Raw genomic sequence first — 20,583 nt, forward strand, 5'->3', positions numbered from 1 at the left:
AATGCGACAAGGACGTCAAAGTTCGTCAGGGAGAGAACCAGTGAACAAAGCCCGCCTGCGGCACTCCGCCGCCGTCATCGCCTTCATTTCCGCGTTCTGCGCCGCGCCCGCCGCTGCGCAGACGCAGGAAGAGGTTTCCACTTCGACACCTGAAGTCGACGGATACACCGATGATGATACCCAGGATGCCATCATCGTCACCGCCCGCCGGCGGGAAGAGCGACTGGTGGACGTTCCGATCGCCGTCTCTTCGTTCGATGGCGAGGCGCTCGAGCGGCGCGGTGCGATCGACATCACCGATATCGCACAGATCACCCCCAATACCACGCTGGAGGAATCCCGCGGTACGAACTCCACCCTGACCGCGTTCATCCGCGGGATCGGCCAACAGGATCCGGTATCCGGTTTCGAACAGGGCGTGGGCATATATCTCGACGATGTTTACCTTAACCGGCCGCAAGCCGCCGTCCTCGACATCTACGACGTCGAGAGAATAGAGGTGCTGCGCGGGCCGCAGGGTACGCTTTACGGGCGCAACACCATCGGCGGCGCGGTGAAGTACGTGACCCGCCTGCTGCCCCAGGATTTCTCGCTGAAGGTGCGCGGCACATTCGGCAATTACGACCGGGCCGACGGCATCTTTTCGGTTTCGGCCCCGATCGCGGACGTGGTGCGTGCCGGCGCTTCAGTTGCCCGGCTATCCCGCGGCGGGTTCGGAGAGAACCTCACGACGGGTCTCGAAAACTACAACAAGGACATCTGGGCCGCCCGTGCAACGCTGGAGCTGGGCGATTACGGGGAGCCGTATTCGATCCGCATCTCTGGCGACTACACGCATGATCGCAGCAACCCGCGAGGGGGGCACCGCCTGATTCCGGGGGCGGCGTCCGGCGCTCCGGTACTGGACGACGTGTATGACTCGCGCGGGGCGCTGAACGATCCGAAGCAGGACGTTGAAGCCTACGGCTTTGCCATCAACGCCAGCTTCGACCTCAGCGATGCGCTGACCTTCCGCTCGATCACCGGATACCGCTACGACGACAGCGCCTCGCCCATTGATTTCGACGCGCTGCCCGCCGTCGATGTGGACGTACCCGCCATCTACATCAACGAGCAGGTCAGTCAGGAGCTGCAACTGCTTTTCGACAATGGCGGCCGCTTCACCGCGTTGCTCGGAGGATACTACCTCGACGCGCGTGCCGACACCCAGTTCGACGTCCGCATCTTCACGACTTTCGCCGGCCTGACCGCGTTCACGCAGGCAAACGTCGATACCGAAACCTTCGCCGTCTTCGCCGATGCGACCTACGACCTGACCGACAGGATCAGCCTGTCGCTCGGCGGCCGCTACACCTGGGACGAACGCAGCGCCGACATCTTCCGTCAGAATTATCTCGGCGGGGGATCACCGACCTTCGGCGGGGCGGGTGTTCCGTTCGGCACGCCGAGCACGGATTTCCAGGGTGATGAGAACTTTGACAAGTTCACTCCGCGCGTATCGATCAGCTTTCAGCCGACGCCGGATCACAACATCTACGCAAGCTATTCGCAGGGCTTCAAGGGTGGCGGTTTCGATCCGCGCGGAGTGGGGGTCAATGCGCCGGCCGCCACGCCCGGAATGCCTACCGATGCGGAGGTTGCGGATTTCCTGAGCTTTGCCCCGGAAACGGTCGACAGCTACGAGGTGGGGTACAAGGGCAGTCTGTTGAACGACGCGCTCTATATCGCGCTCGCCGGCTTCTACGCCGATTATACCGATGTGCAGATTCCCGGATCGGCTGCCTGCAATGTCGGTGGCATCGCCACCTTCTGCGGCATCGTGACCAATGCCGGCAAGGTCGAGATCAAGGGTCTCGAATTCGAGACGAACGCCCGGCTCGGGCGCGATATGCTGTCGAGCGGGGACGATCTGCGCCTCCTCGGCTCGCTTGGCTGGATCGACGCCGAATATAAGGAATACGTTGCCAATATCGGCGGCGTGCCGACCGATGTTTCGGACTTCCGCGAGGTCCAGAATACACCGGAATGGAGCGGCAGCGCCACGCTGGCCTATACCACCCCGGTTGGCGCCGGTGACCTGTATCTGGGCAGCACCGTCTCCTATCGCAGTTCGGTCAACCAGTTCGAGATCCCCAATCCCTATCTCGATCAGGATGGCTATGCGCTGCTCGACGCCAGCATCGTCTACACAGGGGCGAGCGGCCGGTGGAGCCTGGGTGTTCATGGCAAGAACCTGACCGACGAGCGATACAAGACGTCGGGCTATACCTTCGTGGTAGCCGATCCGGTGACGGGCGAACTGGCGACGGGCGCCAACGGCTTGCCGGTCCCCTCGCTCGGGACCGAAGGGACGTTGACCGCGTTCTACGGTGCTCCGCGGCAGGTCTTCGTCACTGCCAGCTTCGAATTCTGATTGCCGGACAGACGAACCACGGTCAGGGAGGCCGGACCGATGACCTATGCGACCCATCGCTACCGCAGTTCCTGCGGCAGGCTCGATCTGCACGCTCGCGACTACGGGGGCGATGGGCCGCCGATCCTCCTCATGCATGGATTGACGCGCAACAGCGCCGATTTCGCGCCCCTGGCAACGCATCTGGCGAGCGATTACCGACTGATCGTGCCCGATCAGCGCGGGCGCGGGCTGTCCGGGTTCGATCCCGACCCGACGAATTATCGTCCGCCCGTTTATGCGGCGGACATGTTTGCCCTCCTCGCGGAACTGAAAATCGAACGTGCCGCCCTGATCGGCACGTCGATGGGCGGGCTGATAGCCATGCTGATGCAAGCTATGAAGCCCGAAACCATCGGCCCGGTCGTGCTGAACGATGTCGGCCCGGTGCTCGAGGCCGAAGGGTTGTCCCGCATCGCCGGATATGTCGGCGGCAGCGCCACCATGGCGAACTGGAATGAAGCGTGCGAGGCGGTGGCGTCCATCAATGGCTACGCATTCCCCGATGCGACCGACAAAGACTGGATGGCCTTCGCGCGCCGCGTATGCCGGGAACGAGAGGACGGTGCGATCAAATTCGCCTACGATCCGGCGATTGCCGAAGGTTTCGCCGAAGTCGAAGGGGAGGCACAGCCCGATCTCTGGCCCTTGTGGGAAAAGATGGCCGATACGCCCGTGCTTGTAGTGCGCGGCGCGCTGTCCGATTTGTTCTCGACGGCGACGCTTCGACAGATGGAGGAGCGCCATGCAGGTCCGTTCTCGAGCGTGGAGGTTCCCCGTGTGGGCCATGCGCCGGTGCTCGACGAGCCGGAGGCGGTGAAAGCGATTCTTACCTTTCTCGGCGAATACTGGTCGTGACGACGGGCGCGGCAACCGGTGTCTCGCATCGCGATCCCAACCGCAATGTCGTGCTGGGAATGCTGCTGCTCGTCTATGTCTTCAATTTCGTCGACCGACAGATTCTTTCCATCCTCGCGGCACCAATCCAGGCCGAACTGGAACTCGATGATGCGGAGATGGGGCTGCTTGGCGGGGTGGCATTCGCGCTGCTCTATTCCACCATGGCGGTTCCGCTTGCGGCTCTGGCCGACCGAACCAGTCGCAGCTGGGTCATCACCGTGTCGCTGGCGGCGTGGAGCGGATTTACCGCTCTGTGCGGACTGGCCCAAGGGTTCTGGCATATTTTCCTCGCTCGGCTGGGCGTTGGGATCGGCGAGGCGGGGGGCGTTGCGCCGTCCTATGCGCTGATCGGGGACTATTTTCCCAGCAAGCAGCGCGCCACCGCGCTTTCGGTCTATTCGCTTGGCATTCCTTTGGGGTCCGCTGCGGGTGTCGTCCTGGGCGGATACATAGCCGCAACCGTCGACTGGAGGGCCGCGTTCTTCACCGTGGGCGTGATCGGCATCGTCATCACGCCGCTGTTCAAACTGCTTGTGCGGGACCGGGCGCCGGTTGGCGCAGGCGACCGAATGCAGGAAATCGACGCGCCCACCTTTCTCGAGACGGCGCGACTACTCGCGGGAAAACGGTCGTTCTGGTTGCTCTCCTTCGGGGCGGCCATCGGTTCGATGCTGGGCTACGGCATCGCCTTCTGGCTCCCGAGCCTGCTGGTTCGCAGCTTCGGCTTCGATCTGGTGCAGGCCTCGCAATTCTTCGGCGGGCTTTTGCTGCTCGGCGGAGTGGTCGGCGTCATGGCGGGCGGTATCCTGGCCGACCGTCTGGGGAGCCGTGACCGCGCCTTCTACAGCTGGCTGCCGGGCATCGGCTATTTCGTCGGCGCACCGTTGTTTGCGGCCGGCATCCTGACTGATGATGCGACCGTCGCCTTCCTCCTGTTCCTGGTTCCGCAGGCGCTTGCTTATGTCTGGCTCGGCCCGGTCTTGTCCGCGGTGCAGCATCTGGTGGTCCCACCGGCCCGCGCAACCGCATCCTCACTGTTCCTCCTCATCAACAACCTGATCGGACTGGGCGGCGGAATTTACGCCCTGGGGGCGTTTTCAGAGACCCTGGTGCCGATATACGGCGACGAATCCTTGCGCTATTCTATGCTTTATTCGCTGTTGCTCTACGGTATTTCCGCACTGCTGATGGCGCTTGCCGGACGCAGTTTGCGACGGGATTGGGTAGAAGAACGCTAGGCTGCTCCGGCAAGACGCATCCGCGATCGTCCTTAACGAAATCTTGCCGATTACCCCGGTAAAGCCGTAGGCTAGAGATACTTGGCTATCGATGGCACCGTTGACCCATGATGCGCAAACGCAGCTTTAGCCGTGTTCTGGCGAATGCCGGAGCATTCGGAGCGGTAATCTTCGCTGGCTCGGCTCTGCCTCCGGTTGCGCCCGCGAGGGCCGACGTTCCGGAAATCCGTATCGTACCCGACAGTCAATTGCGTTTCGGCGCATTCATGATTTTCGGCAGCGGATCGCGCTCGGTCAGCCCCAGCGGCGATGTCAGCGATCTGGCCGTCGTGCCGATAGAGGGGTCGCGTACGGGACCTGCCCATTTCACCATCAGCTACGATCGCGGAAACGAGAGCAATCACGTACTCGATATCGAACTCGAGCTCGTGCTTTCACCTGCCCAGGCGGTCCGCGTTCGCGGTGTGGAGGGCCGGCTTTCCGGCTACGACACCGATATTCCCGGCTATCTGCGCGTGCAACCGGGACAGGCCATCCGGTTGACACTTTCCAATTGCCGTACCCGCATCTGTTCGCGCAGTTTCAATGTCGGCGGAACGCTGCACGTCAGCCGCCAGTTCGGCGGGGCGGAAATCGTCGTGCCGATCCCGATCGACGCGGCTGTGATTTCCGCCGAACGGCAACGACGCAACTGATTGGGCCAGCGTTTGCGCCGCATTTTCGGTGTTCCCCCCTAGTAATGCGTTAACCAGTAGGGGCTAATACCTAACGCCGTCCGGGTGACGGCCAGGGCCGCGCCTGGTGGGCTCCGAACTTTCTCGGGGCAGGGTTCGATCACAACTGCCAGGGTACACAAATCATGAAAAAGCTTCTTCTCGTTGCTGCCGCCACCGCGGCCCTTTCCACTCCCGCTGCCGCGCAGTCCGTATTCGGCGATGCCGACAATGAAGCGTTGGGCGAGGCGACCGCCACCGTCATCGCGCCGATCACGCTGACCCATGTCGATGGCGCGGCGCTTGCCTTCGGCTCGTTCACCGTCGACGGCGGAGGGACCATCGCCGTGACGCAGGCCGGTGTTCCGACCGCGACCGGACCGACGCTCATGAGCGACTCCGTTTCCAGTGCCGATTCCTTCACCGTCTCGGGTGATGAGGACCGCGCCTACTCGATCGACGCAGCCGGTGGCAGCGTCACCGACCCCGTCAGCGGCGACAGCATGAGCTTCACCGTCGACGCGCCCGCCGGCGGCACGCTGACCGGCGGCACCGACAGCTTCGACGTCGGTGGCACGCTGACCGTCGTCGGCGACGAGAGCGCGGGCAGCTATTCGGGCACCTACGAGGTTTCCGTCTCCTACAACTGAGGCGTTGCGGGCGCGGATCGGCGAACGCCGGTTCGCGCCCGAATTCCGCAGGGACCGTCTTGTCATGCGCGCCATAGGGACCATCTTTGCAGGACTCGTGCTGGCGCTCGTCGCCATGCCTGCAGCGCTGCATGCGCAAGCGGTTGCCGATCCGGGCACCGATACGGGCGCGGCCACTGCCGAGGTCGTCGAGCCGGGGACGCTGACCCGGATGGAAGACCTGCGCTTTGGTGCCTTCATACAGCCGAGCACTTCCGGGACGATCACGATCCGGCCCAACGGCTCTTATACCGCCACGGGCGAGCTGCTTGCGAACATGAGCATTCAGCAGCCGGCCGAGGGTCGCGGGCCCGCCCGTTTTCGCCTGCTTGGCGACGACAACCGGTTTTTCATCGTCAAGATTCCGCGAAAGATGACGATAACGAACGGCACGAGCACGATGCAGATCACCAATATGCTGGCCAATGTTCGCAACGGGCGCATCGATTTCGATATTTCGGAGTTCTTCTCGATCTATGTCGGAGGAACACTCAACGTAGGCGCCATGCAGGAGCAGGGCACTTATCGCGGCGAATTCGAGGCGGTTGTCCTGTTGCAATAGGGGCTCTTGTCAGCGACTCGCCGATTCTCCATAGGTTTCGCCTGAGCATACGGGGCGGACCGACGGGGCCAGGGAGACAGTTCAGATGAAATTGGTCGCATTCTGCGGGAAGCTGTCGCTTCGCCCGTTAACCATGTTTTCAGGTCTCGCGTATGTCGCTGCGGCTCTTTCCGGTCCTGCGCTTGCGCAGGAAGATCTGGAACTCGGCCCGCCGCCCGCCGCGAGCGTCGCGGAGCCGCCCGAAGGCTCGGTTTCCGGCATGGGCGACGTCAATCTCTATCCCAAGCGAGTGGTGATCGACCGTCGCCAGCGCGTTGCGAGCATCGGCCTCTACAATCGCACGGCGGATAAAGGCGACTACGAGATTTCGATCCTCGACATGCTGATGGGACCGGACGGCAATCTCTATCGTCTGGACAATCTCCCCGACGGTGCGAACGCCGACCGGCTTCAGGCGGCGTCCTCGATGCTGCGCTACTCCCCGCGCCGGGTTGAACTGCGCGGTAACGAGGCGCAGACAGTGCGGATCATGGCGCGTCCGCCCGCCGACCTTCCCGACGGTGAATATCGCGCGCACTTCCAGGTCATCTCCAAGCCGCGCGATGCGGACCAGGGGCTGTCGATAGACGATGCCGTCAACGGTCTCGCAGCGTCTGGCCAGGGCATCGGCGTGAGCATCCGCCCCCGCTTCGGCATCGCCATTCCGGTGATCGTGCGGGTGGGCGAGACGACGCTCGACGTTTCCCTGTCCGAACCGCGCCTTGTCGAGACCGACGCCGGCCCGGCCATTGCGCTGACAATCAATCGGAGCGGGACGCGCTCTGCCTTCGGCGACCTGATCGTCACCGCGCCGGGAAGCGACGAACCGGTTGCCATCGCGCGCGGCGTGGGGGTCTATCCCGAAGTCGATACGCGCGACGTGCTGCTTGGTATCGACGCCGATTTCGATCGCACGCTGCTGCGGTCGGGAACGACCTTGACCGTCACCTATCTTGACGACGACGTGACGCCGGGCGCCACTTTGGCCATGCGGGAATTCCAGGTGCCGTGACCGGGCAGCGTGCGATCCGCATTCTGGGGCCGGTCACGGTGGGATCGGCGCTGGTCGGGGTATCGCTCTTCATCCGAGCCGACGCAGAGGGGGATCGGCCCGGCCGGTCCCTTGCCGAGAAGCCTTCGCCCCCGGCCGGGGCCGAAACGCCCGACGCAAGCGCCGCCGGAACGGCAAGCGCTTACGAGCTTGCGCCGGTCGATATCAGCGGTGCGTCCGGTATCACCCATGCTTCACCACATCGGGTCAACCTGCCGCGCCGCGCGTGGCCCCGCCCCGCGTTCGGCGCATCGGCAATCGAACACAGCGACGCCGCGCAATTGAACCCCGCCCTGTCGGTCCACCCCGGTGCCGGCACGCTTGTTCCGTCCGGCACCGACGTGACGGCCGCCTCGGTCCTGGCGGAGGGCCAGATGCGAAACCCTGCCGTCCGCCAACTCGACCTGCCGCAGGGCGCGCAGACGAGGCTGGCTGCTCGTGAGGTCATGGCGGCGTTGCTCGCGCTCAAGCTGCCGCAACTTCGCCCGTCCCTCGCCGAAGCGAGCGTCGTCTTAATTGCCGAACGGGAGCCCGAACCGAATTTCGCGTTGCCGAAGGCGGAGGATGAACTGGCGCTCTCGGTCCAGCCTATTCATGTGTCCGCACCGATCGTTGCGGACCCTGCTCCGGATCCGGCAGTCGTGCGACCGCTCGAGCGGGGGGAGGACGGCGCGCGAACGGCCTCGCGCACCATAGCGCCCCGTCGCGGTCAGTTCCCGCTTCCTCTCCGGGCCGAGGCGGCCGAAGCGGCGCCTCGCGCGGATCGTATAACGAATGTCGGGCATCCCGATGTGCCAGTTGCCGATGATCCTGCCGACCCTGGTGCCGTCGGCTTCTTGGACCACGCGTCTGACACCGAAACCGCTGTCGCTGTTCCGGGGTCGAATTCCCCTGCGATTGCGGCCCAGCCAATGGGCGAGAGGTCCGTCGCGACACCGGAAACCGCTTTGGCCGACGAGGCACAGCTGCGCCAGGACTTCGATCTATCGCCGGGTCGACAGACCTTTCCGGCAGCCGACGACGCCCCGACTTTTACCTACGACGACGAACTGATCCTGCAAATCCGTGTCGCCGGGGTCGACATGACCGACACCATTCTCGCCTACGGTACGCGCGCGGGTGTCTATCTTCCGCTGGGCGAGCTGGCGCGCCTGCTCGATCTCGCCATCGTGGTCAGTGACGACGGCAACTATGCGAGCGGGTGGTTCCTCTCGGAGAACCGCCGCCTGATCGTCGATCTTCGCAATGGCGAGATCACGACTGCTGGCGGCACGCGTCCGCTCCCGCGCGGCCTGGCGCAGGCGATGGACGGAGAGCTGTTCCTGCGTAGCGATGTCTTCGCCACCATCTTTCCGCTGACAGTTGAACCCGACCTTAGGGCGAGTGCGGTGCGGCTGGAAACGCGCGAACCCTTTCCCTTCGAGGAACGCCTTGCACGCGAGGCTGAACGCGCCCGGCTTGCATCGCGCGGCGGCCCGCGGGAACCGGAGCGCTGGCCGCGCGAGGAGACACCATGGCTGCTGGCATCGGTTCCCATCGGCGATGTGGAGGTGCGCGCGGTCACCGATTCCGCCCGGGGTGCGCGGGGGGAGGGCGATTTGCGGCTGGCCGGCGACCTGGCGATGATGACCGCACAGACATTCCTCAGCGGCGACACCGAATACGGCCTGACCGCGGCGCTGGTGCAACTCGGCCGGCGCGATGTCGACGGTGATCTGCTCGGTCCGCTTCGGGCGACCGAGTTCCAGATGGGAGACGTCGCGACGCGGGCCATGCCCATCGGACTGACAGGCACATCGGGCCGGGGCACCTTCGTCACGAACGAACCGTTCGAGACGCTCTCTGTGTTCGATCAGATCGACCTTCGCGGCGTGCTTCCCGATGGCTACGAGGTCGAGCTGTATCGCAACGACGTTCTTGTCGGCTCGACGCGCGAGGAAACGAACGGTCAATACGAATTTCTGCAGGTCGCGGTGGATTACGGTCTCAACGTCTTCCGCCTGGTGTTCTACGGGCCGCAGGGCCAGCGGCGCGAGGAGGTGCGGCGCGTCAGCGTGGGCGGCGGGCAGTTGGCGCAGGGGCAGCTGGTCTATTCGCTGGGAGCGGTGCAGCGCGGAGTGAACCTGCTCGGCGTTCGCGGACCGAACTTCTCGCGCGGTGCGCGTTACGGTGACTGGCAGGCGGTGGGCGAAGTCTCCTACGGCGTCAGCGCGGGGGTTACGGCGCTGGCGAGCGGAGCGGTGTTCGAACAGAACGGGGAAATGCGCTGGATCGGTTCGGGCGGTATCAGGACGGGGATCGGCGCCTTCGCGCTGCGGGCCGACGGCGCCCTGTCCGACGATGGCGGCGTGGCGGCGGGCGTGGGGCTGGGCGGCCGGGCGCTTGGCGGATCGTTCGTTGCTTCCCACTTCGAATATCGCGGCAATTTCCTCGACGAAGTGCGGACCATCGGTACGACACTGCTGCGCCGCGCGACGGAACTGGATTTCAACACGTCGATCCCGCTGGGAGGAAGGAAGTTCGCCTTTCTTCCCGTGTCGCTGCGCGCGCGCAATATCGCCTATTCGGACGGGCGTGCACGGTTCGAGAGCGCCGTGCGGTCGTCGCTTCGGTTTCCTGGCATGATTGCGTCGGCCAACCTCGAATATACACGATCCGGGAATGCCGACGGACGTGATTTCTCCCAACTGATGGGCAATTTCGACCTCGCGACGTTCAACCGTTCGGACACGCAGTTACGCGCTACGGTCGGTTATCGCGCATTGCCCGAACTCGCGCTGACCACGGTGGGTGCCCAGGTCAATCATGCGCTGGACGACCGGACGGTCCTGCGCGCATCGGCCGTCTACAGTTTCACGGTGGACGATCTGGGGGTCGGTCTTTCGGCCATCCGCGAATTCGACACGTTTACCTTGGCACTTGATGGCCGACATACGTTGCGCGAAGGCGATTACTCGCTCGCCCTTCGGTTGGGTTTCAGCTTCGGGCGCGATCCGCTGCGCGATCGGTTCTTCGTCGACCAACCGGGCCAGGCATCGTCGGGAGCCCTGGCGATCCGCGCATTTCGGGATCTCGACGGTGATCGGATCTTTTCCGAGGGCGACGAAGTGCTGCCCGATGTCAATTTCGCGGTGTTCAATTCGGTCGCGACAACCGATTCAGCCGGCCTGGCCCGGATGGGCGAACTGGGCAACGGTAACCGCGTGAGTGTCCAGGTCGATCCCAGCAGCCTGCCAGACATCCTTCTCGCACCGGTAAGCCGGGGGATCGAGATCGTCCCGCGCGCAGGGCGCTTCCATGTGACGGATTTCCCCATCGTGGCGCTCAGCGAGGTCGAGGGCACAGTGACCTTCGCCGGAGCAAATGCAGCGCGCGGCGTGTCCGGCTTGCGCCTTCAGTTGCGCGACGCGTCAGGCAACATTGCACATCACGTGCGGACCGAGCGCGGGGGATACTACTTCTTCGAGCAGGTCATGCCGGGCACCTACGACCTGATCGTCGATCCGGAACAGGCCGAACGGCTCGACATCTGCCTGACCGCCCCCGAACCGCTGACGGTCGGGGCGGGCGGGGACATCATCACCCGCGACATGACGGTCACGAGTTGCGCCGAGCTTGCCGAAGCCGCCTAGGGCGCGTCGGGCTGTTTGTCCGGGTGGGCGGCTGCGAACGCGGGATGCGCCAGACATGCCCGCTCGATCCGGACCATTCGCGGGCTGTCCGACAGATCGAAGTCGAACCTTCGGGCATTGTACAATTGCGGGATCAGAACGGCTTCGAACAGTCCGGGCCCGTCGAACAGGAAGTCCCCGGTATCGAACTGACGCAGACGCTGCTCCAATGGCACGAACGTCTTCGTCAGCCAGTGTCGGTACCAGCTATCGACCTCGTCCTGATCGTGACCGAGTTCGTTCTTCAGATACTTCAGCACTGGCAGGTTCAGCGGCGCGTGCAGTTCCGTGGCGACGGCGTAGGCGAGTTCGCGCGCGGTAAAGCGCCGCTCGATATCGCTCGGGAGAAGCGGGCGGTCCGGATACCGCTCGTCGAGCCATTCGAGGATTGCCATGCTCTGCGCCCGGTCACGCCCGTCAGCCTCCAGCATCGGCACGCCGGCGAAGGGGTTGCGCGCGGTGTAGGCCTCGTCCTTTTGCGCGGATTCGAGCAGGTTCACCGGTTCGTTCTCGTAGGCGAGGCCTTTCAGATTGAGGGCAATCCGCAAGCGGTAGGAGGTGGAGCTGCGCCAGTATCCGTAAAGTTTCATTCGGCACCTCTACCGGTTTCGCACGTTACCTGTCCACACGACCACCATTGCATGACGCGGCGGCAATCGGCATCGCTCCCCGCGGGAAAGTTGCAAGAGAGACTATCGCGACGATGGATTACCAGACGGGGCTCCTCAATCATTTTGCCAGCGAAGCGGTCGCGGGGGCGCTTCCAGCGGGGCGCAACAGTCCGCAACGACCGGCCTTCGGTCTCTATGCCGAACAGTTCAGCACGACCGCTTTCACCGCACCACGGACCGAGAACCGCCGATCCTGGCTCTATCGGATGCGTCCGACCACGGCGCACGGGCGGTTTGTGCCGTTCGACGGCGCACCGCGCCTGAAGCGCGGAGGGTTTGACGGATCCCATACCACTCCCAATCGGCTGCGCTGGGATCCGTTGCCGATGGCGGAAGGCGATGTCGACTTCATCGACGGGCTCGTCACTTATGGGGGCAACGGCTCGCCCGCCGACGGGGGGATCGCCATTCACCTCTACACCGCCGCCGTTTCGATGGATACGCGCGCGTTCCAGAACAGCGACGGCGAGATGCTGATCGTGCCGCAAGCCGGCGATCTGCTGATCGTGACCGAGCTGGGGCGTCTGGCGATCTCGCCGGGCTGCGTGGCCATCGTGCCGCGCGGGATGCGCTTTCGCGTCGAATTTCCCGAAGGACCGGTGCGCGGCTATGTCTGCGAGAATTTCGGTGCGCCCTTCCGCCTCCCCGATCTCGGTCCGATCGGCTCCAACGGCCTCGCCAATCCGCGCGATTTCGAGGCTCCCGTCGCCTGGTTCGAGGATCGCGAGGAAGATTTCGCGGTCATCCAGAAGTTCCAGGGCCGGTTGTGGCAGACGACCATCGACCACTCGCCGTTCGACGTGGTCGCCTGGCACGGCAATTCCACGCCGTGCCGCTACGATCTCGCCCGGTTCAATACCATCGGCACGGTCAGCTTCGACCACCCCGACCCCTCCATCTTCACCGTCCTTACCAGTCCGAGCGAGACCCCCGGCACGGCCAATTGCGACTTCGTGATCTTCCCGCCGCGCTGGATGGTGGCGGAGGATACGTTTCGTCCGCCCTGGTTCCACCGCAACGTGATGAGCGAGTTCATGGGCCTGGTTCACGGCGAGTACGACGCCAAGGAAGGCGGTGGCTTCATGCCGGGCGGAGCCTCGCTGCACAACCAGTTCAATGGACACGGCCCAGATGCCCAAAGCACGCGCAAGGCGATGCAGGCCGACCTCGGGCCGATGAAGATCGAGGACACGCTGGCCTTCATGTTCGAAAGCCGCAACGTGATCCATCCTACGCAATTCGCCATGCAGGGCGGGTTGCTCCAATCCGACTACGATGCCTGCTGGACGGGCTTCGAGAAAGCGACATTGCCCAAATGACAGATACCGCCGCACCGACCGATTTCACCAATGACCCATCCGCCACGAGCTGGGTCGAGAGCGCCGACGGCCACCCCGACTTCCCTGTGCAGAACCTGCCCTTCGGCATTTTCGAGACCAGCGACGGGCGTGTTCGCGGCGGGGTCGCCATCGGCGAGAGTATCCTCTGCCTGCCGGCCAGCGTCGATCTGCTCGGCGACGAAGCCGCGGACCTTGCCCGCCTGGCCGATGCCCGTGACCTCAACGCTCTCTTCTCGAAGGGCGCGAGGGCGGTTTCGGCCCTGCGCCAGGCGGTCTTTCGCCTGCTGACCGACGGGGGCAGGAAGGGCGAGGCCCAGGGCCACCTGCACCAGGCTGACGCCTGCGAGTTGCACGTTCCCTTCACGGTGGGCGACTACACGGATTTCTACTCCGGCATTCACCACGCAGTGAACATCGGCAGCCTTTTCCGTCCGGACAATCCGCTGCTGCCCAACTACAAGCACGTGCCCATCGGCTATCACGGGCGCTCCTCCTCCATCCGGGTGTCGGGCACCGAGGTCAAGCGGCCGACCGGTCAGAAGAAACCGGCTGAGGACGGCGGCGATCCGGGTTTCGGACCCAGCGAGCGACTGGATTACGAGCTGGAGATGGCGATCTGGATCGGGGAAGGGAACGCGCTCGGCGAACCTATCCCGATCGCCGAGGCCGGTCGTCACATCGCCGGCATCTCCATTCTCAACGACTGGTCGGCGCGCGATATCCAGGCCTGGGAATACCAGCCGCTGGGGCCGTTTCTCGCCAAGAACTTCAACTCCACCGTCTCGCCCTGGGTGGTGACGATGGATGCGCTGGCACCGTTTCGCGTGGCGCAGCCCGAGCGCCCCGAGGGCGATCCGCTGCCGCTGCCCTATCTGCTCGACAGAAGCGATCAGGAAACAGGCGCGCTGGACGTGACGATGGAGGTTTACCTCTCCACCAAGGCCATGCGCGATGCCGGCGACGAGCCTCACCGCCTCAGCCGTGGGCCGATGACGGCGATGTACTGGACGGCGGCACAGCTTGTCGCGCACCATTCGGTGAACGGATGCAACCTGCGCGCCGGCGATCTGCTCGGGACCGGAACGCTGACCAGCGGAGAGGACCACGGCAAGGGCAGCCTGATGGAACTGTCCAATGGCGGCAAAACGCCCATCACCTTGCCCAATGGCGAGACGCGAACCTTCCTGGAGGACGGCGACGAGATCATCATGACGGCTTTCGCAGAGCGGGACGGCTTCGCCCGTATCGGCCTTGGCGAATGCCGGGCGACGATCGCCGGTTGACCGCGTGCGCCTTGCCGCGCCGGGCGGGCGATCCCATCTGGCGCGGCGAAGGAGACAATTCGCCATGATCGACCTGCGTCCGTTCGACAGTCTGGGAGCCGCCAATCACGGCTGGCTCGACACGAAATACCACTTCTCGTTTTCCGGCTACCATGATCCCGCGCGCATGGGCTGGGGGGCGCTGCGCGTGTGGAACGACGATGCCATCGCCGCCCGGTCCGGCTTTCCGCCGCATCCTCACAGCGACATGGAGATCATCACCTACGTTCGCAGCGGCGCGATCACGCACAAGGATAGTCTCGGCAACCAGGGCCGCACCGAAGCGGGCGACGTGCAGGTCATGAGCGCGGGCACGGGGATCACGCACGCCGAATACAATGTCGAGGATGTCGAGACGACGCTGTTTCAGCTCTGGATCATTCCCGATCGCGACAAGACGGGCCGCCCGCCGCAATGGGGCGCCAAGCCCTTTCCCAAGGGCGAGCGCGCCGGGCGCTGGGTCACGCTGGCGAGCGGCCGCGCGGGCGACGAGGACGCGCTGCCGATCAACGCCGATGCCCGGGTTCTGGGCGCGACGATCGCGGCCGGCGAGACGCTGCGTTACGACCTTGGCGGACGAAAGGGCTACCTGGTACCGGCGACGGGGCGGCTCGAGGTGAACGGCATCGCCGTCGACACCCGCGACGGGGCGGCCATCGACGATGTCGACGAGCTCGCCATCAAGGCGCTGGAGGATAGCGAGATCGTGCTGGTGGACACGGCGGGCTGAGCGGACGAAGTTGACAAAGCCGACACCGTGTCGCCCACGATAATCCTGTCCAAGGCTTTGATATACAAGAGTTAAACCTCCCTTTGCGAAGTTGACACCGGGGCGGAGCGAAAATTCGCCACCGCGGCTCGGCGGGCTTGTCTTTGACGATTGCCGGCAACGGACCTCCCGATGCGCGCCGGGCCATCGTGTAGGAAAGGGCTTTGGCCTTCGCGCGGCCGGGCGGTTCCCGCTTCGGCGGGCGGCTATTCGTGGCGGAGCGCGTCGATGGGATCGAGCCGGCTCGCCCGGTGCGCCGGATAATAGCCGAAGATCACGCCCATCACCGCGCAGAAGCCGAAGGCCACGATATTGAGCGCGGGATTGAAGATGAAGGGCAGGTCGATGGCGTTCGCCAGCAGGATCGACAGGCCCAGCGCCAGCAGGATGCCGATCACCCCGCCGAAACAGCACAAGACGACCGCTTCGGTCAGGAATTGCAGGCGCACTTCCTTGGCGAGCGCCCCGATGGCGAGCCGGATGCCGATCTCGCGCGTGCGTTCCGTCACCGAGACGAGCATGATGTTCATGATCCCGATCCCGCCGACCAGCAGGCTGATCGCCGCGATCACGGCGACGACGGCCGTCATCGCGCCCGTCACGTTGCCGATCGTGTCGCTGATTTCCGCCGTGTCGACGAGGTTGAAATTGTTGTCCTCGCCCTCCTGGATCACGCGCCGCTCGCGCAGCAGGGCGACCAGCTGATCCTGAAGCGTCTTGCTGTCATAGGCGGGATCGTACTTGATGACGAAATACTGGATGTCGTCATTGCCGATGAAGCGGCGCTGCACCGTCTTCAGCGGCATGTAGACGGTATCGTTCACGTCGTTTCCGCCGCCGCCCGGATCGGCCCGCTCGTCGGTCGCGCCGATGACGCGGCACGACACGTTGCCGATACGCATGTCCTCGCCCACGACCTGATCTTCCTGGAAGATCTTGTCGACCACGGTCGGTCCGACGATGCACACGCTTTCGCCGCGGGCTTCCTCGCGTTCGTTGAATCCGCGTCCGTCGGCGATCTCGATGTTCTGCGCGGCGAAGAACGCGCTGTCCGCGCCCTGCACGCCGGTCTGCCAGTCCTGCCCGTTATGGAAGGCGGTGGCGCTGGCGTTGACCGCGCCGGCGGCGTTCTCGATCCCGGCGATCTGGTTCTCCACCGCGCGGATGTCATCCTCGTCGAAGGGCGGGGGGGAGATGTTGGGATCGGTGCGGCTGGGAAACACGATGAAGACGTTGGAGCCGAGCCCGGCAATGTCTTCCTGCACATCCGCGGTCAGGCCCTGGCCCAGCGTCACCATGGTGATGACCGCCGCGACGCCGATGATGATGCCCAGCGTGGTCAGGAAGCTGCGCAGCAGGTGGCGGCGGATTTCGCGAAAGGCGAGTAGCAGGGTGGCGCCGAGCATCCGCATCAGGCGGGTTCCTCCAGCGGCGCGCCTATGCGGTGGTTGCGGTCGATCCGCTCCACCAGCCCGTCGCGAAAATGGACGATGGTGCGTGCGAATTCGGCCATTTCCTCCTCGTGCGTCACCATCAGCACGGTGATGCCGGTGCGGCTGAGATCGGCCAGCAGTTCCATGATCTCCACCGAGCGTTCGGTATCGAGATTGCCGGTCGGCTCGTCCGCCAGCAACACGTCGGGATCGGTGACGAGCGCCCGGGCGATGGCGACGCGCTGCTGCTGACCGCCCGAGAGCTCCGCCGGGGTATGATCCGCCCAGGGCAGCAGCCCGACCTTGTCGAGCGAGCGTTCCGCAGCTTCGCGCCGGGCCTTCTTCGTCTCCCCGCGATAGAGCAGGGGCAGTTCGACGTTCTCGAGCGCGCTGGTGCGCGCCAGCAGGTTGAAGCCCTGGAACACGAAGCCGAGATAGCGGCGGCGCAGCAGGCTGCGCTGGTCGCGCGCGAGCGCCTGCACCTCGACCCCGCGAAACATGAACTTGCCGCTGCTCGGCGTGTCGAGGCAGCCCAGAATGTTCATCGTCGTCGACTTGCCCGAACCCGACGGCCCCATCACCGCGACGAAATCGCCGCGCTCGATGGCAAGGTCCACCCCCTTGAGCGCCTGAAACGCCGCGGCGCCGGTGCCGAAGGTCTTGGTGATCCCCCGCAGCTCGATCAGCGGCTCGCCCGCCGCGCCTTCCGGGCGTTTCCGACCGGCGACGGTGGCAGGCGCTCGGGTGTCCGGCATCGCGATCAGCCCCCTTCGCCGGCCGCGCGTATGCCGGTCACGACCTTCATCCCGCGTTCGAGCGTGTCGCCGCGAACCACGGTATAACGCCCGTCGCTCTGCCCGGTAACGACCTCGTGCTCCTCCAGCGTGCCGTCCGCCTTCACCGTATAGACGGTCTGCCGGCTGCCGATGCCGATCGTCGCCTCGTCGTTCTCTTCCAGTCCGAATTGCTGCGGCCCGAAGATGCCGCCGCCTTCCTCCTCTTCTTCCGGATCGAAGCGCAGCGCTCCGTTGGGTACGAGCAGGGCGACACCGGTGCTGGCCGTGCCGATCGTGGCGGTCGCCGTCATGCCGGGACGCAGCAGGCCATCGTCGTTGCCCACGAGCAGGCGCGCCTCGTAGCTCACCACCTGGTTGCCCTGCTGCTGCGCCTGCGTCTGCTGGCCCTGGGCGATGGTGTTGGAGGCAAGGTCGACCCGTTCCACCCGCGCGGGAAAGCGGCGGCCCGGATAGGCGTCGACGGTGAAGGTCGCCTGCTGACCTGGCTGGACCTGACCGACATCCGCCTCGTCGATACCGACGCGCAGCTGCATGGTGCCCAGATCCTCTGCCAGCACGAACAGGGTCGGGGTGTTGAAGCTGGCGGCAACGGTCTGACCCGGCTCGACCTGCCGCGCGAGCACCACGCCCGAGACGGGGCTGCGGATCACGGCGCGGGAGCGCTGCGTGCCGGCGCTCGACAGCTGCGCCTCGGCGCTCGTCACGTTGGCGCGGGCCGAGGCGAGGGCGGCCTGGCCGCGGCGCACCGCCGCCTGCGCCTGTTCCAGCTCCGCCTGGGAGGGGACGCGCCCGTCGGACAGCCTCTGCACCTCGCGCAGTCGTTCGAGTTGCGCCGTATCGGCTTCCAGCGTGGCCTGCGCCTGCGCCACGGCGGCGCGGGCGGCACCGAGATTGGCCCGGTTCTGCGTGATCTGATCGTCGATGATGTCGGTGTTGATGACGGCCAGAACCTGTCCCCGGCTAACCTGGTCGTTCACGTCGACGAAGATGCGGTCGATGCGGCCGGATACTTCGGAGCCGACCTCCACCTGGTTGGTCGGCCGCAGGTTTCCGGTTGCCGTGACCGTCAGATCGAGCGAGCGGCTTTCCACCTCGGCGGTGATGTAGTTCGGCGCCTCCTCCCCGCGCGAGCATTGCGAAACCGCCAGCACGATCAGGACGACCAGGATGACGGCGCCCCAGAACAGCTTGCGCTTGTACCACGGGCGCTTCTTCCCGGCGTCGAGATAGCTTTCGATATCGGCGTCGTCTTCGCTACGGGCCGCGCCCGTATCCGGCGCGGTGAGGGTATCGGTCTCGCTCATTCGTCAATCCTGTCGGGCATGGCTGCGGCGGCAATCGGCAGGGCAAGGTCGTAGTCGTCGGCCGTCCATCCACCGCCGAGCGCCTGCGTCAGGCGAACGAAGGCGGTGGCGCGATCCGCCCGCGCGGCGACGAGCTGGTTGCGGGCCTGGAGTAGCTGGTTCTCCGCCGTCAGCAAGGTACGGAAATCGGTCAGTCCCGCCTGATACTGGCTGCTGGCCAGCAGGCGCGAGGTGCTTGCCGCGTCCACCCCCTCCTCGTTGATGGAAACGCGCTGATCGGCGGTACGCTGATCGACCGCGGCGGTCTCGACCTCCTCCAGCGCGGTCAGGATGGTCTGTTCCCACTGCGCCAGCGAGCCGTCGGCGATGGCCTGCGCGATATCGACCTGCGCGGCGGTGCGTCCGCCGTCGAAGATCAGCTGGCTGACCCCGGCGAACAGCCCGCCGGTGATGAAGTCGAAGACGTTGCCCGCGGTGTTCGGCCCGGCGCCCAGCGATCCGGTGAGCCGCACGAGCGGCAGCAACTGGGCACGCGCGACACCGATCCGCGCGACGTCGGCGGCCAGTCCGGCTTCGGCCGCGCGCACGTCGGGGCGGCGTTGCAGCACTTCCGCCGGCGGGGCGAATCCCAGAAGCGAGGGCGGATCGGGCACCGGCTCCGGCTCGGTCGCGACGATCGCCTCAAGCACCCGGCCCGGCGGTTCGCCGATCAGGGTGGAGATCGAATTGGCGGTCGCCGTCAGGCTGCTTTCCAGCAGGGGAATGGTGGCGGCGGTCTGCGCGCGCTGGGCGCGGGCCTGCTCCACATCGAGGCTGGAGACCAGACCCGCCTGGTTGCGCCAGCGGGCGATCTGGAGGTTGTCGTCCTGGAAGGCGAGCGTGTCGTTGGCGATCTGCAACTGCTCCGCCGTGGCGCGGGCGTTGATCGTGGCGATGGCGACCTGCCCGACGATCAGGCGTTGCAGATCGGCCAGCGAGTAGCCGGTGAAGGCGAGATCGGCCTGCGAGGCGGCGACCTGCCCCGATATCTGCCCGAACAGGTCGATCTCCCACGCGGCATCGGCGCCCAGGTTGAACTGGATGCCGTCACGGGAATTGTCGCCCACGTCGCGGTTGACGCCGGCATTGCCAGTGACCGACGGGAGATAGCCGGCGCGCGCTTGCACCAGCGAATAGCGCGCCTGCCGCACCCGCGCGGCGCTCTGCGCCAGATCGCGGTTGGCGGTGATCGCCTGCTCCACGAACCGGGTCAGCAGCGGATCGCCGAGCATCGTCCAGTAGCGGGTGAGGTCGGTGCTGACGGGATCGGGATCGACCTCCGCCCAGTCGCTCGGCACGGTGACGGCGGGGGGCGGAACGACGATCTCGGGCGTCGCGCAGCCGAACAGCGCCGCTGCGAGAAGCGCGCCGATTCCAAGCCGATACATTCCCCTGGCCCGGTGCAAGAGACCCCCCAACCTATCCAACCCCGTGGGCGTTCTATCCCAGCGGCCAGCAATGTCCATAGTATCAGTCACACGGCCGATACAGCGAGCGATGCGTGGCCGGCGTGCAACATTCTTCCGTCCCGCACCAGGTTTACGCAATGGTGTATTGAGCTGTCAATACAGTTGGCTCGATTCCGGAGGCAAT

16 protein-coding genes are annotated in these 20,583 nt (G+C 65.3%); 11 read left to right on the top strand and 5 right to left on the bottom strand.

Annotation, left to right across the window (positions count from 1 at the left end; all coding sequences use genetic code 11):
• The first annotated feature begins 1 nt into the window (after position 1).
• The 8 genes from EG799_RS12050 to EG799_RS12085 all read left to right on the top strand — a co-directional run bounded on the left by EG799_RS12050 (position 2) and on the right by EG799_RS12085 (position 11,276).
• Positions 2-2,413 (top strand): TonB-dependent receptor, encoded by a 2,412-nt coding sequence (locus EG799_RS12050; protein WP_123881545.1) that lies wholly within the window; start codon positions 2-4, stop codon positions 2,411-2,413.
• A 39-nt stretch (positions 2,414-2,452) separates the two neighbouring features.
• A complete protein-coding gene (locus EG799_RS12055; RefSeq protein ID WP_123881548.1) occupies positions 2,453-3,310 on the top strand; it encodes an alpha/beta fold hydrolase in 858 nt (285 codons plus the stop codon).
• A 59-nt stretch (positions 3,311-3,369) separates the two neighbouring features.
• Positions 3,370-4,590: a spinster family MFS transporter gene (locus tag EG799_RS12060; protein WP_123883099.1), complete on the top strand. Its 1,221-nt coding sequence runs from the start codon at positions 3,370-3,372 to the stop codon at positions 4,588-4,590.
• Positions 4,591-4,700: 110 nt separating this feature from the next.
• Entirely contained in the window at positions 4,701-5,285 is a 585-nt protein-coding gene (locus EG799_RS12065; RefSeq protein WP_267900648.1) for a DUF4402 domain-containing protein, read from the top strand.
• 164 nt (positions 5,286-5,449) lie between these two features.
• Positions 5,450-5,953, top strand: coding sequence for a DUF4402 domain-containing protein (locus EG799_RS12070; RefSeq protein ID WP_123881554.1), 504 nt, complete (start codon positions 5,450-5,452; stop codon positions 5,951-5,953).
• 97 nt (positions 5,954-6,050) lie between these two features.
• Entirely contained in the window at positions 6,051-6,554 is a 504-nt protein-coding gene (locus EG799_RS12075; protein WP_158611074.1) for a DUF4402 domain-containing protein, read from the top strand.
• Between the two features lie 133 nt (positions 6,555-6,687).
• Entirely contained in the window at positions 6,688-7,605 is a 918-nt protein-coding gene (locus tag EG799_RS12080) for a fimbrial biogenesis chaperone (RefSeq protein ID WP_123881560.1), read from the top strand.
• Positions 7,602-11,276 (top strand): hypothetical protein, encoded by a 3,675-nt coding sequence (locus tag EG799_RS12085; RefSeq protein WP_123881564.1) that lies wholly within the window; start codon positions 7,602-7,604, stop codon positions 11,274-11,276. Before EG799_RS12080 ends, EG799_RS12085 begins: the two co-directional genes overlap by 4 nt.
• On the opposite strand, the gene maiA is transcribed toward EG799_RS12085, so the two are convergent.
• Positions 11,273-11,905 carry a maleylacetoacetate isomerase gene (gene maiA, locus EG799_RS12090; protein ID WP_123881567.1) on the bottom strand — a complete coding sequence of 211 codons (633 nt, stop codon included), beginning with the start codon at positions 11,903-11,905 and terminating at the stop codon, positions 11,273-11,275. The two genes, EG799_RS12085 and maiA, sit on opposite strands and share 4 nt — an antisense overlap.
• 113 nt (positions 11,906-12,018) lie before the next feature.
• Between maiA and hmgA the strand changes: the two genes are divergently transcribed.
• From hmgA to EG799_RS12105, 3 genes are all read left to right on the top strand, one after another.
• Positions 12,019-13,305 (top strand): homogentisate 1,2-dioxygenase, encoded by a 1,287-nt coding sequence (hmgA, locus tag EG799_RS12095; protein ID WP_123881570.1) that lies wholly within the window; start codon positions 12,019-12,021, stop codon positions 13,303-13,305.
• A complete protein-coding gene (gene fahA, locus EG799_RS12100) occupies positions 13,302-14,609 on the top strand; it encodes a fumarylacetoacetase (RefSeq protein WP_123881573.1) in 1,308 nt (435 codons plus the stop codon). Before hmgA ends, fahA begins: the two co-directional genes overlap by 4 nt.
• Before the next feature lie 64 nt (positions 14,610-14,673).
• Positions 14,674-15,378, top strand: coding sequence for a pirin family protein (locus EG799_RS12105; RefSeq protein WP_123881576.1), 705 nt, complete (start codon positions 14,674-14,676; stop codon positions 15,376-15,378).
• Positions 15,379-15,623: 245 nt separating this feature from the next.
• Here the strand turns inward: EG799_RS12105 and EG799_RS12110 are convergent, their stop codons facing one another.
• Genes EG799_RS12110 through EG799_RS12125 form a run of 4 tightly spaced genes read right to left on the bottom strand, consistent with a single transcriptional unit; the run spans position 15,624 to position 20,378 of the window.
• Positions 15,624-16,823 (bottom strand): ABC transporter permease, encoded by a 1,200-nt coding sequence (locus tag EG799_RS12110; RefSeq protein WP_123883101.1) that lies wholly within the window; start codon positions 16,821-16,823, stop codon positions 15,624-15,626.
• A gap of 5 nt (positions 16,824-16,828) precedes the next feature.
• Positions 16,829-17,605, bottom strand: a complete 777-nt coding sequence (locus EG799_RS12115) for an ABC transporter ATP-binding protein (RefSeq protein ID WP_123881579.1) — start codon at positions 17,603-17,605, stop codon at positions 16,829-16,831.
• Between the two features lie 5 nt (positions 17,606-17,610).
• Positions 17,611-18,951, bottom strand: coding sequence for an efflux RND transporter periplasmic adaptor subunit (locus EG799_RS12120; RefSeq protein ID WP_123881582.1), 1,341 nt, complete (start codon positions 18,949-18,951; stop codon positions 17,611-17,613).
• Positions 18,948-20,378: an efflux transporter outer membrane subunit gene (locus EG799_RS12125; protein ID WP_123881586.1), complete on the bottom strand. Its 1,431-nt coding sequence runs from the start codon at positions 20,376-20,378 to the stop codon at positions 18,948-18,950. The genes EG799_RS12120 and EG799_RS12125 overlap by 4 nt, the downstream gene beginning before the upstream one ends.
• Between the last annotated feature and the right edge of the window lie 205 nt (positions 20,379-20,583).

This window comes from Aurantiacibacter spongiae (assembly GCF_003815535.1).
Classification (GTDB): domain Bacteria; phylum Pseudomonadota; class Alphaproteobacteria; order Sphingomonadales; family Sphingomonadaceae; genus Alteraurantiacibacter; species Alteraurantiacibacter spongiae.

Excerpts from the sequence above, each read along its gene's own strand:
- EG799_RS12070 (WP_123881554.1), top strand. The coding sequence starts at position 5,450 with ATGAAAAAGCTTCTTCTCGTTGCTGCCGCCACCGCGGCCCTTTCCACT.
- EG799_RS12110 (WP_123883101.1), bottom strand. The coding sequence starts at position 16,823 with ATGCTCGGCGCCACCCTGCTACTCGCCTTTCGCGAAATCCGCCGCCAC.
- EG799_RS12065 (WP_267900648.1), top strand. The coding sequence starts at position 4,701 with ATGCGCAAACGCAGCTTTAGCCGTGTTCTGGCGAATGCCGGAGCATTC.
- EG799_RS12115 (WP_123881579.1), bottom strand. The coding sequence starts at position 17,605 with ATGCCGGACACCCGAGCGCCTGCCACCGTCGCCGGTCGGAAACGCCCG.
- maiA (WP_123881567.1), bottom strand. The coding sequence starts at position 11,905 with ATGAAACTTTACGGATACTGGCGCAGCTCCACCTCCTACCGCTTGCGG.
- EG799_RS12105 (WP_123881576.1), top strand. The coding sequence starts at position 14,674 with ATGATCGACCTGCGTCCGTTCGACAGTCTGGGAGCCGCCAATCACGGC.
- EG799_RS12050 (WP_123881545.1), top strand. The coding sequence starts at position 2 with ATGCGACAAGGACGTCAAAGTTCGTCAGGGAGAGAACCAGTGAACAAA.
- hmgA (WP_123881570.1), top strand. The coding sequence starts at position 12,019 with ATGGATTACCAGACGGGGCTCCTCAATCATTTTGCCAGCGAAGCGGTC.
- EG799_RS12060 (WP_123883099.1), top strand. The coding sequence starts at position 3,370 with ATGCTGCTGCTCGTCTATGTCTTCAATTTCGTCGACCGACAGATTCTT.
- fahA (WP_123881573.1), top strand. The coding sequence starts at position 13,302 with ATGACAGATACCGCCGCACCGACCGATTTCACCAATGACCCATCCGCC.
- EG799_RS12125 (WP_123881586.1), bottom strand. The coding sequence starts at position 20,378 with ATGTATCGGCTTGGAATCGGCGCGCTTCTCGCAGCGGCGCTGTTCGGC.
- EG799_RS12120 (WP_123881582.1), bottom strand. The coding sequence starts at position 18,951 with ATGAGCGAGACCGATACCCTCACCGCGCCGGATACGGGCGCGGCCCGT.
- EG799_RS12080 (WP_123881560.1), top strand. The coding sequence starts at position 6,688 with ATGTTTTCAGGTCTCGCGTATGTCGCTGCGGCTCTTTCCGGTCCTGCG.
- EG799_RS12055 (WP_123881548.1), top strand. The coding sequence starts at position 2,453 with ATGACCTATGCGACCCATCGCTACCGCAGTTCCTGCGGCAGGCTCGAT.